The sequence below is a fragment of the Sphingomonas sp. SKA58 genome (assembly GCF_000153545.1).
Classification (GTDB): domain Bacteria; phylum Pseudomonadota; class Alphaproteobacteria; order Sphingomonadales; family Sphingomonadaceae; genus Sphingobium; species Sphingobium soli.
In genome coordinates this window covers 1,083,080-1,096,682 of sequence record NZ_CH959307.1, presented here as the reverse complement: position 1 = coordinate 1,096,682, position 13,603 = coordinate 1,083,080, and the positions used below count along the sequence as shown (strand labels likewise).

13 protein-coding genes are annotated in these 13,603 nt (G+C 65.1%); 7 read left to right on the top strand and 6 right to left on the bottom strand.

Translation table 11 applies throughout. The features are described 5' to 3' along the window. Positions 1–13: 13 nt before the first annotated feature. Complete coding sequence (locus tag SKA58_RS14770) at positions 14–2,425, top strand: ligase-associated DNA damage response DEXH box helicase (protein WP_037543261.1); 2,412 nt, start codon at positions 14–16, stop codon at positions 2,423–2,425. Positions 2,426–2,433: 8 nt separating this feature from the next. Here the strand turns inward: SKA58_RS14770 and SKA58_RS14765 are convergent, their stop codons facing one another. From SKA58_RS14765 to gyrB, 4 genes are read right to left on the bottom strand one after another with little or no spacing between them, the layout of a single operon-like run. Beyond that, positions 2,434–3,171, bottom strand: coding sequence for a DJ-1/PfpI family protein (locus SKA58_RS14765; protein WP_037543258.1), 738 nt, complete (start codon positions 3,169–3,171; stop codon positions 2,434–2,436). Positions 3,172–3,207: 36 nt separating this feature from the next. Beyond that, entirely contained in the window at positions 3,208–3,720 is a 513-nt protein-coding gene (locus SKA58_RS14760; RefSeq protein ID WP_037543255.1) for a hypothetical protein, read from the bottom strand. Then, entirely contained in the window at positions 3,717–4,277 is a 561-nt protein-coding gene (locus SKA58_RS14755; protein WP_009823265.1) for a DNA-3-methyladenine glycosylase I, read from the bottom strand. Before SKA58_RS14755 ends, SKA58_RS14760 begins: the two co-directional genes overlap by 4 nt. A 1-nt stretch (position 4,278) precedes the next feature. Next, a complete protein-coding gene (gene gyrB / locus SKA58_RS14750; protein WP_009823264.1) occupies positions 4,279–6,786 on the bottom strand; it encodes a DNA topoisomerase (ATP-hydrolyzing) subunit B in 2,508 nt (835 codons plus the stop codon). 86 nt (positions 6,787–6,872) lie between these two features. On the opposite strand from gyrB, the gene SKA58_RS14745 reads away from it, so the two are divergent. From SKA58_RS14745 to SKA58_RS14720, 6 genes are all read left to right on the top strand, one after another. Continuing rightward, positions 6,873–7,355, top strand: coding sequence for a hypothetical protein (locus SKA58_RS14745; protein WP_009823263.1), 483 nt, complete (start codon positions 6,873–6,875; stop codon positions 7,353–7,355). Between the two features lie 97 nt (positions 7,356–7,452). Next, the gene (locus SKA58_RS14740) at positions 7,453–7,743 is read left to right on the top strand and encodes a YggT family protein (RefSeq protein WP_009823262.1); all 291 of its coding nucleotides are present in this window, start codon (positions 7,453–7,455) and stop codon (positions 7,741–7,743) included. Continuing rightward, positions 7,740–8,063: a DUF167 domain-containing protein gene (locus tag SKA58_RS14735; RefSeq protein ID WP_009823261.1), complete on the top strand. Its 324-nt coding sequence runs from the start codon at positions 7,740–7,742 to the stop codon at positions 8,061–8,063. Before SKA58_RS14740 ends, SKA58_RS14735 begins: the two co-directional genes overlap by 4 nt. Further along, the gene (folD, locus tag SKA58_RS14730; RefSeq protein ID WP_009823260.1) at positions 8,060–8,956 is read left to right on the top strand and encodes a bifunctional methylenetetrahydrofolate dehydrogenase/methenyltetrahydrofolate cyclohydrolase FolD; all 897 of its coding nucleotides are present in this window, start codon (positions 8,060–8,062) and stop codon (positions 8,954–8,956) included. The genes SKA58_RS14735 and folD overlap by 4 nt, the downstream gene beginning before the upstream one ends. Then, positions 8,953–9,597, top strand: coding sequence for a YybH family protein (locus tag SKA58_RS14725; RefSeq protein WP_009823259.1), 645 nt, complete (start codon positions 8,953–8,955; stop codon positions 9,595–9,597). Before folD ends, SKA58_RS14725 begins: the two co-directional genes overlap by 4 nt. Then, entirely contained in the window at positions 9,594–10,211 is a 618-nt protein-coding gene (locus tag SKA58_RS14720; protein WP_009823258.1) for a MarC family protein, read from the top strand. Before SKA58_RS14725 ends, SKA58_RS14720 begins: the two co-directional genes overlap by 4 nt. A gap of 58 nt (positions 10,212–10,269) precedes the next feature. Here SKA58_RS14720 and SKA58_RS14715 read toward each other — a convergent pair whose 3' ends face one another. Both SKA58_RS14715 and queF read right to left on the bottom strand, forming a co-directional pair. Next, positions 10,270–12,921 carry a M1 family metallopeptidase gene (locus tag SKA58_RS14715; RefSeq protein ID WP_009823257.1) on the bottom strand — a complete coding sequence of 884 codons (2,652 nt, stop codon included), beginning with the start codon at positions 12,919–12,921 and terminating at the stop codon, positions 10,270–10,272. Between the two features lie 165 nt (positions 12,922–13,086). Beyond that, on the bottom strand, positions 13,087–13,548 hold the full coding sequence (gene queF / locus SKA58_RS14710) for a preQ(1) synthase (protein ID WP_009823256.1): 462 nt from the start codon (positions 13,546–13,548) through the stop codon (positions 13,087–13,089). Between the last annotated feature and the right edge of the window lie 55 nt (positions 13,549–13,603).

The following is a 13,603-nucleotide window of genomic DNA, read 5'->3' as shown; positions in this document are numbered from 1 at the left end:
TACATTCCCGACGATGCCCGTCACGCTCCCCCCCATTATCGGCAACTGGTTCGACGCGCGCGGCTGGCGTCCGCGCCGGCATCAGATGGAAATGCTGGCGGCGGCACGGCAGGGCGATCATGCGCTGCTGGTCGCGCCCACCGGCGCGGGCAAGACGCTGGCCGGCTTCCTGCCGACGTTGGCTGATCTTATCGACCATCCCACCGAGGGCCTGCACACCCTTTATGTCTCGCCGCTCAAGGCGCTTGCCGTCGATGTCCGGCGCAACCTGCTGACGCCGATCGAGGAAATGGGCCTGCCCATCCGCGTGGAAACCCGCACCGGCGACACCCCCTCCGACCGAAAGGCGCGGCAGCGCGCCCGCCCACCGCAGATATTGCTCACGACGCCCGAATCGCTGTCCCTGCTGCTCAGCTATCCTGACGCACGGATCATGTTCGCCCATCTGCGGACAATAATCGTCGATGAAGTCCATGCCTTTGCCACCCAGAAGCGCGGCGACCTGCTCAACCTGTCGATGGCGCGGCTTCAGACGATCAACCCCGATCTGCGCCGTGTCGCTCTGTCCGCGACGGTCGCCGATGTCGATGCCTATCGCGCCTGGCTCGCGCCTGATGGCGATATCGGCGCGGTGACGCCGGTGCTGGGGGAGGCTGGCGCGGACCCGCATGTCGCCATTCTCATTCCCGAAGGCCGCGTTCCCTGGTCGGGCCATTCGGGCCGCTATGCCGCCTCGCAGGTCATGGCGGAAATCCAGTCACGCGGCACCACCCTGATCTTCTGCAACACCCGCGGGCTTGCCGAACTCATCTTCCAGGATCTCTGGTCGGCCAACGATGCCAATCTGCCGATCGGCATCCATCATGGCAGCCTGTCGATCGAAGCGCGGCGCAAGGTGGAGAGCGCGATGGCGGCGGGCAAGTTGCGCGCGCTGGTCGCGACCGCCTCACTCGACCTTGGCGTCGATTGGGGCAATGTCGATTGCGTCATCCAGATGGGCGCGCCCAAGGGCAGCTCGCGCCTGCTCCAGCGGATCGGCCGCGCCAATCACCGGCTCGACATGGCCTCGCAAGCGATCCTCATTCCCGGCAATCGCTTCGAATATCTGGAAGCGCGCGCCGCGCTCGACGCGGTGGAGGCTGGCGAACGCGACGCCGATGATTTCCGTCCCGGCAGCCTCGACGTGCTGGCCCAGCATGTCATGGGGCTTGCCTGTGCCGGGCCGTTCCGCGCGGAGGATTTGCTCAAGGAGGTGCAATCCGCCACTCCCTATAGCGCGCTGACCGCCGAAGCGTTCGATCATGTCCTTCACTTCATCGAAGGCGGGGGGTACGCCCTGCGCGCCTATGACCGGTTCAAGCGGCTGACCAGAGAACAGGACGGGACCTGGCGCGTATCCCATCCCCGCTTCATTCAGCAGCACCGCCTGAACGCAGGCATCATCGTCGATCAGCCCGCACTCGCCGTACGCTTCGCCAATGGCCGCAAGCTCGGCACTGTGGAGGAAGGCTTTGCCGCGCAACTCCGCCCCGGCGACAGTTTCTTTTTCTCCGGCATGGCACTGGAGGTCGTGCGCATGGACACGAGCGACCTCACCGTGCGCGCCACGTCAAAACAGGCGCGCGTGCCCAGTTGGGGCGGGTCGCGCATGGCGATGTCCACGCGTCTGGCCGACCGCGTGCGGCATTTCCTGGCCGAACCGCAGGAATGGAATCGCTTTCCGCAGGACGTGCGCGAATGGCTGGAAATGCAGCAGGCCCGCTCGGTTCTGCCGCAGCCGGGGCAATTACTGATCGAAACCTTCCCGCATGAAGGGCGGCATTATCTCGTCTGCTACAGTTTCGAAGGCTGGAATGCGCACCAGTCGCTCGGCATGTTGCTCACGCGCCGCATGGACGCGCAGGGGCTGATGCCACTGGGCTTCGTCGCCAACGACTATGCGCTGGCGGTCTATGGCCTCAAGCCCGTCACTGACCCCAGGAGCCTGTTTTCGGCTGACATATTGGACCATGAATTTATCGACTGGGTCGAACAGTCAAGCCTGCTCAAGCGCGCATTTCGCGATGTCGCTGTGATCTCCGGCCTCATCGAGCGGCAGCATCCGGGCAAGCGCAAAACCGGGCGGCAAGTCACCTTCTCCACCGACCTCATCTATGATGTGCTGCGCAAATATCAGCCTGACCATCTGCTTATCAAGGCGGCCTGGGCGGACGCCCGCGCGCGCATGACCGACGTGGGGCGTCTGGGCGACCTGATCGACCGCGCGGCGACCACGATGCTGCATATCACACTGGATCGCGTCAGCCCGCTCGCGGTGCCGGTGCTGATCCTGATCGGGCGCGAGCAGGTGGCGCAACAGGCGGCCGAGGACGCGCTGCTGATGGAGGCCGAAGCGCTGGTCAACGAAGCGATGCGCGCGGATTAAATATTCTATTACAATCCATTGATAGCTGCGAAGGGATCGTCGCTCGCGTCCTCGTTCCAGCGATATTCGGCCCGGTCGGCGACCCATTGCGCCAGCACCTTGCCATAGAGCTTGGCGATCAGCGCGAGCGCCATGTCGGTGCCGGCGGACACCCCCGACGACGTGATGAAGCGGCCATCCTCGACCCAGCGCGCATGGGGCACCCAATGCACTTCCTTGCCCTGCGCGGTCGCCCATTGCCACGCCATCTTGTTGCTGGTGGCGCGCACACCGTTCAACAGCCCTGCCTTCGCCAGCAGTCCCGATCCGGTGCAGATGCTCGCCACCTGCGGCGTCGCCTCCGCAAGCCGCTTCATCGCGCCCAGGAACGCCGGATTGTCGACCTCCCGCCGCGTGCCCGATCCGCCTGGCACCATCACAATGTCCAGCTTGGGCGCGTCGGCAAAGCTGACATCGGCAATGGTCTTGGGGCCGGTACGGCTCGCGACCGGCCCTGCCTTCTCGGCAATCAGCACCGTATCGACGCGGTCACTGATCATGCCGAACATTTCCAGCGGCCCGAACACGTCGAGCAGCTCAAACCCCTCGAACACCACCATGCCCAGCGTCTTGCGCGGCCCTTGCGGCGGCACCGGCGGCGTGCCGGTAACGGGCGTGGCGGCGGTCGACGGGGTCGGCGCGGCCGCCATCAGCGCGGACCCGATGAGCAGGTCGCGGCGCGACGGGGTGATGGGCGGCATGGGCATGATCGCATCTCCTTTCCTTCCTCAACGATTGGCGGATCAGAAACCGCGATCCTCTTCGCGGTCCCCTCCGCATCCCTTGTACACGCCCTGCGCAAAGGCGATCTGCACCCGGTCGGACCAGAGCGCGTCGCTCATTCCGTCACTGCACGGCCCCTCGCTGATTGTCATGGTAAAGCCGTCGCCCAGATAGCGCAGCGACTTGCTGTCCATTTCCTGGCGCACGCCGTAGCGGAGAGGCGGTGAATCTGGCCGCTCCAGCACCGCCGTCGCGCCCCGCACGGTTACAGCCCAAAAGGGTTCGGTGCCAATGGCGCGATAGTCGGACGGAGCCGGATCGCGCGCTGATGTTCCACGTGAAACCAAAGGCTTGGCCGGTGGCGCAACCGCCGTCGATCTGTCGCGTTCGCCGTCGGACTTTGCGGGCTCCATGGTGATCGGCGCGCGCACCACTTCCGCTTCGCGCTCGATCCCGGCCGCGTTCACCACTGCCCTTGGCTCGTCCCCACACCCGGCCGACAGCGCCAGCAGTAGCAAGGCCGCCAGCCTCATCCCGCCACCGCCTCGCGTCGGAAGCAATCCGCCGCATGGTCGTTCACCAGCCCCGTCGCCTGCATCCAGGCGTAAACGATCGTCGGGCCGACGAATTTGAAGCCGCGTTGCTTCAGATCCTTGGAAATAGTCTCCGACAGCGCCGTTTTCGCCGGAAAGGATCGCCCATCATTGCGGATCGGCTGCCCGTCCACGAACGCCCAGGCATAATCCGCGAAATTCTCGCCGGAATCGCGCATCGCGCCAAAGATGCGCGCGCCGGCAATCGTCGCTTCTATCTTCGCGCGCGCGCGCACGATGCCGGGATCGCCCATCAGCCGCTCGACATCGGCCGGGCCGAACGCCGCCACGCGGTCTGGATCGAACCTGGCAAAGGCAGCGCGAAAGGCGTCCCGCTTGCGCAGGATGGTGATCCAGGACAGCCCCGCCTGAAACCCCTCCAGCATCAGCATTTCCCACAACATGCGGGAATCGCGCTGCGGGACGCCCCATTCCTCGTCATGATAGGCGCGATAGAGCGGGTCGGTGCCGCACCAGCTGCACCGGACCGGCTCCATCTCAAACGTCCAGATTGGCGACGTTCAGCGCATTGTCCTGGATGAACTCGCGGCGGGATTCGACCACATCGCCCATCAGCTGGCTGAAAATTTCGTCGGCAATGTCCGCCTGCTCCACCTCGACGCGCAGCATCGACCGGTTGTCCGGGTCCAGCGTGGTTTCCCACAATTGCTCGGCATTCATCTCGCCAAGCCCTTTATAGCGCTGGATCGACAAGCCCTTCCGCCCGGCGGCCAATATCGCCTCCAGCAGGTCGCTGGGGCTGGTGATGGTCGCGCCCTTGGCGGGGGCCGCCGGCAGGTCGTCTTCGCCCGCATCTTCCGCTGCCTGCGCCGCCTTGGCCGAAACCAGCCGGCTGATGCTCTGGTAGCTCGCCGCTTCCTCGCTGGCGATGGTGTGCAGCTTGCGCGCTTCGGCCGACCCGATGAAGCCACCCTCGATCATGTGGTGATCGGTGACGCCGCGCCACAGCCGTTCGAAATGGAAACCGCCCTCCTGCGCGATACGGCCCGACCAGCGGCCTTCGGAGTCATGGGCGCCCAGCCAGGTCACGGTCGCGGCCAGCCGCTCCGCCTGGCTCTCCTTCGACAGTTCCGGGTCGAGCGCGCCATTGATGCTCAGCGCTTCAATGATCTGCGGATTATAGCGGCGCGGCACATAGCGCATGACCGCGCGCATCCGCCGTCCATGCTCGATCAGGCCGCGCAGATCATCTCCGCCGCGGGCACCGCCGCCGGTTTCCAGCACCATCGTCTCGACGCCATTGTCGACCAGATATTGCTCCAGCGCCGCCTCGTTCTTCAGGTAGACTTCCGACCGGCCCCGGCTCGCCTTGTAGAGCGGCGGTTGCGCGATGTAGAGATGCCCCGCCTCGATAATCTGCGGCATCTGGCGGTAGAAGAAGGTCAGCAGCAGCGTGCGGATATGCGCGCCATCGACGTCGGCGTCGGTCATGATGACGATCTTGTGGTAGCGCAGCTTTTCCAGGTTGAAATCGTCGCGAATGCCCGTGCCCATCGCTTGGATGAGCGTGCCCACCTCCTTGGACGACAGCATCCGGTCGAACCGCGCCCGTTCGACGTTCAATATCTTGCCCTTCAATGGCAGGATCGCCTGATTGTGGCGATTGCGCCCCTGCTTGGCCGAACCGCCGGCCGAATCACCCTCGACCAGGAACAGTTCGGACTTGGCCGGGTCACGCTCCTGGCAGTCGGCGAGCTTGCCGGGGAGCGACGCGATGTCCATCGCGCCCTTGCGCCGGGTCAGCTCGCGCGCCTTCTTCGCCGCCTCGCGCGCGGCGGCGGCGTCTATCACCTTCTGCACGATCATCTTGCCGTGCGCGGGATTTTCTTCCAGCCACTCGGCCATCTTGTCCGCCATCAGGCTTTCGAGCGGCTGACGCACTTCGGACGACACCAGCTTGTCCTTGGTCTGCGACGAGAATTTGGGATCGGGAAGCTTCACCGATACGATCGCCGTCAGCCCCTCGCGCATGTCCTCGCCGGTGAGGGACACCTTCTCTTTCTTGAGCGCGCCCGACTTTTCCGCATAGTTGTTCAAGGTGCGGGTCAGCGCCGCGCGGAACGCGGCCAGATGCGTGCCGCCGTCGCGCTGTGGGATGTTATTCGTGAAACACAGCACATTTTCATAATAGCTGTCGTTCCATTCCAGCGCGACGTCGATGGTCACATCGTCGCGCGTGCCCGCGATCGCGATCGGATCGGGCATCAGCGCATTCTTGTTGCGATCCAGATATTTGACGAAGGCCGCGATCCCGCCTTCGTAGAACAGCTCGACTTCCTTCTTCTCCTCATGCCGCGCATCGACCAGAAACAGGCGCACGCCGCTATTGAGGAACGCCAGCTCGCGATAGCGATGCTCCAGCTTGTCGAAATCATAGTCGGTCTGGTTCTTGAACGTGCCGCCGTCGCCGGGCGCCTTTTCGGTCGACGCCAGGAAAGTGACGCGCGTGCCCTTCTTCCCTTCCGGCGCGTCGCCGATCACCTTCAAAGGCGCGGTCGCATCGCCATAGGCGAAGCGCATATAATGTTCCTTGCCGTCCCGCCAGATATTGAGGTCCAGCCATTCGGACAGGGCGTTGACCACAGATACGCCCACGCCGTGCAGGCCGCCCGACACCTTATAGGCATTATCGTCACTGGTATTCTCGAACTTCCCGCCCGCATGCAGCTGGGTCATGATGACCTCGGCCGCCGACACGCCCTCTTCCTTGTGGATGCCGGTGGGGATGCCGCGGCCATTATCCTCGACGCTGACGGAGCCATCGGGGTTGAGCGTGATGACGATCCTGTCGCAATGACCGGCCAGCGCCTCGTCGATCGCATTGTCGCTGACCTCGAACACCATATGGTGCAGGCCGCTGCCATCGTCGGTGTCGCCGATATACATGCCGGGCCGCTTGCGCACGGCGTCCAGACCTTTCAGCACCTTGATGCTGTCGGCGCCATAATCATTTTTGTTGCTGCTATTCAGGGGTTCTTCGCTCATGCCAAGCCTATAGGGAATGCGCCTATGAAACTAAAGCGAAACATGGCGTCTTTCCCCCGCGTCCCGCCCGGTCTATCACGCTTTCCATGCGCATTGTCCCTGCCCTGATGCTGGTCCTCGCCGCCTGTTCGCAAAGCAACGACGTCTATGAGGAATTGCCCAACAGTTCGCTCGCGGGCGCGCCGCGGGAGGTGGTGCCCGACAGCCGGATCGAATCCACGCTGGCGCGGCCGGTGACGATCGGCGAGGATGGCCCGCGCCTCGACGCTTGCGGGGTGATGGGGCAGGTGACGCGCGCGGGCGGCAATGGCCTTGCCTTGCGCGCCGCGCCTTTTGCCGAAGCCAAAAGCGTCGCAACCCTGGAGGAGGGCGCGCGGCTGCATGTCTGCACGCGCAGCATCGACCAGAAATGGCTGGGCGTCGTCGTGCGCCCGGCTCCGGCGGACGGTGACGGCACCCCGGCCGTCGATTGCGGCGTGTCCTCGCCAGTGGACCGCAAACAGGCCTATGAAGGGCCGTGCGCCAGCGGCTGGGTCGCCAGCGCCTATGTCCGGCTGGTCGCGGGATAGGCGCGGGCCTGCCCTTCGCCAAAAGAGCCAGCACATGGCTTGTCCCGGCCCCTGCGCCTCGGCTAGAGCCGGGGGCAACGCTTTTACGGAGACCCTTGTGGCCTACGCGCTTTATCAGATCATCGTCATCCTGCTCGACGTGCTGTGGTGGATCATCATCATTCAGGCGATCATGAGCTGGCTGATCGCCTTCAACGTCGTCAACATGGGCAATGACTTCGTGCGCACCGTCATGGTCGCGCTCGACCGGATGACCGCGCCCATCTACAACCCCATTCGCCGGGTGATGCCGGACTTGGGCGCGCTCGACCTGTCGCCGATGGTGGTGCTGCTCGCCATCCTGATCATCCGCCAGGCCATATTGCCGCCGCTCTTCGGCTTCGTGTGACGGCCTGGAGCCGATCGGGCGCGGATCTGCTGCTGGCGATCCGCCTGACGCCCGGATCGGCCCGGCAGGGGATCGGCGGCGTCTGGCGTGATGACAGGGCCGCGCCGTGGCTTACCGCAAGGGTGCGCGCGGTGCCGGAAAAGGGCCGCGCCAACACTGCGCTCATCGCCCTGCTGGCGCAGGCGCTGGATTGGCCGAAAAGCGCGATTATGCTGGAATCGGGTGATAGCAACCGGCTAAAGCGGCTGCGGATCATCGGCGGCGGCGGGGCGCAGGACCGACTGGTGGCCTGCATCGAACAGTGGATGGAACAGATATGAGCATCGGCAAGATCATCGACGGCAAGGCGTTCGCCGCCAGCCTGCGCGAACGGATCGCGCAGGCGGTCCCGGTTTTCGTGGAACAGGCGGGACGTAAGCCGGGCCTGGCGGTCGTGCTGGTGGGGGAAGACCCGGCGAGCAGCGTCTATGTCCGCTCCAAGGGCAAGATGACGGTCGCGGTCGGCATGGACAGTTTCGAGTTCAAGCGGCCCGCCACGATCGGCCAGGACGACCTGCTCGACCTGATCGAGGAACTCAACCAGGACGAACGGGTCGACGGCATCCTCGTCCAGCTGCCGCTGCCCGACCATATTGACGAAGCCGCCGTGATCGCCGCCATCGATCCGGCCAAGGATGTCGATGGTTTCCACGTCGTCAACGCCGGCCGCCTCGCCACCGGGCAGGAGGCGCTGGTGCCCTGCACGCCAATGGGCTGCATCATGCTCCTGAAGGATGAACTGGGCGACCTCAGCGGCAAGGAAGCGGTGGTGATCGGCCGCTCCAACATCGTCGGCAAGCCAATGGCGCAATTGTTGCTCGCCGAAAACGCGACCGTCACCATCGCGCACAGCCGCACCCATGATCTGGCCAGCGTCGTCCACCGCGCCGACATCGTGGTCGCCGCCGTGGGTCGCCCGGAAATGATCAAGGGCGAATGGATCAAGCCCGGCGCGACCGTGATCGACGTGGGCATCAACCGCGTCCCCGATGACGAGGATACCGGAAAAAGTCGTATTGTGGGTGATGTCGCCACGGCCGAGGCGCTGGCCCATGTCGGCGCGATCACCCCCGTTCCCGGCGGTGTCGGGCCGATGACCATTGCGGTCCTGCTGCGCAACACGCTGGTCGCCGCCCACGCTCGCGCCGGGCTGGCGAAGCCGGACGGCCTGTGAGCGCGCGGCTCGCCCTGCTGGCGATCGGTGCTGCGGCCCTGGTCGCGGCCCGCCCGCCAATGCGCTATCAGCCCGATCCCAGCTCCGTGATCGCCGCCGAAATCGCCTTCAACCGGCTGGCGCAGGACAAGGGACAATGGACCGCCTTCCGTGAAACCGCCGCCGACGATGCGGTGATGTTCGTGCCCGACAAAGTGCTGGCGAAGGACTGGCTCAAGAAACAGGCGGACCCGCCGGCATCGGTCAATTGGTCGCCCTCCACCGTCTATGTCTCGTGCGACGGGCGGCTCGCGGCCAGTACCGGCAACTGGAAGCGCCCGGACGGATCGGTCGGCTATTTCACCACCATCTGGCGGCGCGACAAGAAGGGGCGCTGGCAGTGGATCCTGGATCATGGCGACACGCTCGCCACGCCGCGCCCAGCGTCCGATATCCTGTCGGGCAAGGTCGCCACCTGCAAGCGCCCCACCCGGCCCAACGGCCCGCCCGCTAAGGACGGCAAGGACGCGCCGCATGCCGATGACAGCCTGCTCTGGACCGCTGAAGTCGCCCCCGACAAAAGCCGCCGCGTCACCGTCCGCATGTGGACGGGCGCGGCCTATGAAACCGTCATCGACGATAACGTAAAGGCCGGATCATGATCGCCCTGTTCCTGTCCGCCTTCGTCACCTTGTTCGTGGTGATCGACCCGCCCGGCTGTGCGCCCATCTATGCCAGCATCACCAACGGCGCCAGCGCGGCGCAGCGCCGGGCCATGGCGGTGCGCGCGGTGGGCATCGCCGCCGCGATCCTGCTGGTCTTTGCTTTGTGGGGCAAACAGCTGCTCGGCATGCTGGGCATCGAACTGGACAGTTTCCGCATTGCCGGCGGCATCATGCTCTTCATCATCGCGATGGACATGGTGTTCGAAAAGCGTACCCAGCGGCGCGAGGATCGGGCGCAGAAGATCGCCGATACGCCCGAGGTGGAGGATGTTTCCGTCTTCCCCATGGCGATGCCGATGATCGCCGGGCCGGGGTCGATTGCGACGGTGATGCTGCTGATGTCGCGCACCGACGGCTTGATCGAACGCATGGTCGTGCTGGGCGCGGTCGTCGTGACGTTGCTCCTGATGCTTGGCGCACTGATCGCCGCGGGGCCGCTGATGGCGCTGCTGGGGCACAAGATCGAAGCGGTCATCACCCGGCTCCTGGGCGTGCTTCTGGCGGCCCTGGCGTCCCAATTCGTGATCGATGGGCTGAAAGCCAGCTTCTGACCCCGCGCTCGATCGTTGAATGAAAAAGGGCGACCCGTCTGGGCCGCCCTTTTTCTTGTTACCGCTTGCCCGCGAACCAGCTGGCGAGCGGGGCCTTCAACCGTTGCCGCGTTTCGACCCGCGTCTTGACCGACGCGATGGCGCGGTCAACGACCTTGCGCGATTCCGGCGTCAGATATTGGGTGGCATAGGCGTCCAGCTTGGTCGCCATCGCCGGGTCGGCCGAACCGCCACCCAGCCGCGCGAGCGCCTGGCTGCGCGCCGACACGTCGATCAGCGCCTCATATTGCGCCCGGTGCGCCAGCACGAAGTCCACCGCCTGCATCGGATGCGCATAGCCGACCTGGCCGATGATCGCGGCGCTGGTGGTCTTGCCCGGCTCGTCAGTCAGCGCCAGGTCCAGCGCCTGCGCGGCCAGCTTTTCGTCGCGCGCACCGCCCAGCAGCGCATAGAGCGTGCTCTTTTCCAGGTCGGTCTTCGCCCCCTTGGCCATGGCGCGCAGTTTGTCCCAGGTCGCCTGATCGGCGTTTTTGGCGATGATGCCCAGCCACACATTGCGCAGCGGCCCGTCCAGCGCGGTCGGGTCGCTGTCCAGCGCGGCGAAGCGGCGATTGGCCTCGGCCACCACGGCCTTGTCGCCCATGTCGCCCAGCGTCGATATCAGCGCGGAGCGCAGCACCGGCACCTGCGACCCTTCGCCCGCCTTGGCGTCATAGCCGATCGTGGTGAGGACAGGCGTCAGCTTGCGCGCGCTATAGGCGACGACCCGGTCCTGCGCGGCCTTGTCGCCATCCAGCATGTCATAGGCGCTGCCCAGATAGCCGGGCACTTCGGCCAGCACGGCAGGGCTGGCGGTCGTCGGCACCGCGTCGACCAGATCGAGCGCCAGCCCGATCGACTGATATCCGCCCAGGCCCAGCGCGAAATTGTCGGCCAGCAGGCCGGTCTGGTCGATGCTGGCCAGCTTGGTGAAGTCCTTGGCCAGCGCCTTCACATTGGCTTCCGGGTACAGCGAGCGATAATAGCCCGTCTGGCCCGCATTGACGACATAGGCGCCGCATCCGGGCAGCGTGACCTGTCCCTTGCCCTGCAGGATCAGGCGCTGCGCCTCGCCACCGATCGTTTGCGCCTTGACCGGCACGTTCCAGCTGAGCGGCGTTTTATTCTTCTGGTCTCGGCTAAATTCACCCTGGCTGAGCGACAGCACGGTCTGGCCGCCCCGGCACTGGGCGCTATCGACCTTCACCAGCGGGATGCCCGGCTGGCTGGTGAAGTCATGGGCGATGCTGACCAGCCCCTTCGCGCCCGCGCCCTCGACCGCCTTCCATAGGTCGTCGGTGACGGTGTTGCCATAAGCGTGGCGCTTCATATAGGCCTGAATGCCCGACTTCCATGCATCCTCTCCGGCATAGCCCTCCAGCATGGTGATGACCGCTTCACCCTTCTGATAGGTGATGGCGTCGAACGCCTGGTTCACCTGATCGACGGTGGTGATCTTCTGCACGACCGGATGGGTGGTGGCGAGCGAATCGAGGCTCATCGCCGCCTCGCGCCCGTCGACGCGGGTCAGCAGCATTTCCCAATCCGGTTGCAGCTTGTCCGTCACCTTGGTCGCCATCCAGCTGGCGAACCCTTCGTTCAGCCACAGATCGTCCCACCACGCCATGGTGACGAGGTCGCCGAACCACTGGTGCGCCATTTCATGCGCGACGGTTTCGTAGATACGCCGCTTGGTCGCTTCCGACGTGAAGCGCGGATCGACCAGCAGCGCCCGTTCAAAGGTGAAGATCGCGCCCCAATTTTCCATCGCGCTGAAAAACTGGCTCTGGCCCGGTCCCGCCACATTGTCGAGCTTGGGCAGGGGGAAGGGCACGCCGAAATAGTCGTTGAAATAGGGCAGGATGCTGGCCGACGCGTCGAGCGCCAGCTGCGCCTTGCCGCTATTGCCCTTGCCGGTGATGACGCCGACTTCGGTCTGGCCGGCCATCTTGGTGGCGCGTTCCAGTTCGCCCAGGCCAAAGAACAGCAGATAGGTCGACATTTTGGGGCTGGTGCCAAATGTCACGCGGGTCTTGCCGCCGCCCATGTCCGCCGTCGATTTGACCGGCATGTTGCCGACCGCCATCAGGCCCGTGGGGATGACGGCGCTCAGGTCGAATGTCGCCTTGTAGCTCGGTTCGTCCCAGCTCGGCACGAAACGGCGCGCATCGGGCGCTTCGAACTGGGTGAACAGCGCGCGCTTCGCCTGACCGTCATTATTGGTATAGTCGAGCGCGAAAAGGCCGTTCGCCTGTTGGTTGATGACGCCGGCATAGGCGATGGCCAGCCGGTAATTGCCCGGCGCGACCGGCTTGCCGAAATCCAGGCTGACGGTCTGCGCCTGCGCATCGACCGTCGCCTTGCCCTTCATGGCGCGGCCGGTCGACGGTGTCAGCGTCACGTCGCCAAAGCTCAGGTCGGCGGCGTTCAGCACCAGCTGCGGCATGGTCTGGGTGACGGTCACGTCGATGACGGTGTTGCCGGTGAAGCGCAGGTTGGCCGCGTCGGGCGTCACCTCAATGGTGTAATGGCTGGGCACCGCGCCATGCGGCAATTGCGTGGTGATGCCGGCCGCCGGGCCAGTGGGGGCGGCGCTCTGCGCCAGCGCGGGCGTGGCAAGGGCGACGGGGGCAGCCGCGATCAGCAGCGGCAGGATTTTTGCAAAGCTCATGGGGTGACAGACTCCGACACGTCTTGAAGGGCGGCATGAGATTGTATCTCGCGCCCGATGAACGCGGGATCAACCGTTTCGTCGCATCGGTCAAGCGATCGCGCCGCGCATCCCTGTCGTTGGTCGATGTCTGTTGCCCGTTTGTCAAACAAGCGGGCGCATTGGTCAGCCTCGTCCGCGATAGCCCGGCACGTCCTGCGGCGGCAGCCACATGCCCACCGGCGGTTCGCCGGACTGCCAGAAGACGTCGATGGGAATGCCGCCGCGCGGATACCAATATCCGCCGATGCGCAGCCAGATCGGCTGCATTTCCGTGAACAGCCGTTCGCCAATGCCCACGGTGCAATCCTCATGGAAACCGGCATGGTTGCGGAACGCGCCCAGGAACAGCTTGAGCGATTTGGATTCGACGATCGTGTCGCCGGGCGCATAATCGATTACCAGATGCGCGAAATCGGGCTGGCCAGTCACGGGGCAGAGCGACGTGAATTCCGGCGCGGTAAAGCGCACCAGATAGGGGCGGCCGGGCCGGGGATTGGGCACATAGTCCAGAACGGCGTCCTGTGGCGAAGCGGGCAGGGCGCTGGTCTGGCCCAGATGAATCGGGGTGGTGGGAAGGTCGGTCATGACCGCGCATCTACGCGATCGCACGGCTGATGTCATCGCCGCGCATTGTTCACTT

Coding starts and splice junctions, on each gene's coding strand:
- SKA58_RS14720 (WP_009823258.1), top strand. CDS start 9,594: ATGATCGCCCTGTTCCTGTCCGCCTTCGTCACCTTGTTCGTGGTGATC.
- gyrB (WP_009823264.1), bottom strand. CDS start 6,786: ATGAGCGAAGAACCCCTGAATAGCAGCAACAAAAATGATTATGGCGCC.
- SKA58_RS14770 (WP_037543261.1), top strand. CDS start 14: ATGCCCGTCACGCTCCCCCCCATTATCGGCAACTGGTTCGACGCGCGC.
- SKA58_RS14745 (WP_009823263.1), top strand. CDS start 6,873: ATGCGCATTGTCCCTGCCCTGATGCTGGTCCTCGCCGCCTGTTCGCAA.
- SKA58_RS14765 (WP_037543258.1), bottom strand. CDS start 3,171: ATGCCCATGCCGCCCATCACCCCGTCGCGCCGCGACCTGCTCATCGGG.
- SKA58_RS14755 (WP_009823265.1), bottom strand. CDS start 4,277: ATGGAGCCGGTCCGGTGCAGCTGGTGCGGCACCGACCCGCTCTATCGC.
- SKA58_RS14760 (WP_037543255.1), bottom strand. CDS start 3,720: ATGAGGCTGGCGGCCTTGCTACTGCTGGCGCTGTCGGCCGGGTGTGGG.
- SKA58_RS14715 (WP_009823257.1), bottom strand. CDS start 12,921: ATGAGCTTTGCAAAAATCCTGCCGCTGCTGATCGCGGCTGCCCCCGTC.
- queF (WP_009823256.1), bottom strand. CDS start 13,548: ATGACCGACCTTCCCACCACCCCGATTCATCTGGGCCAGACCAGCGCC.
- folD (WP_009823260.1), top strand. CDS start 8,060: ATGAGCATCGGCAAGATCATCGACGGCAAGGCGTTCGCCGCCAGCCTG.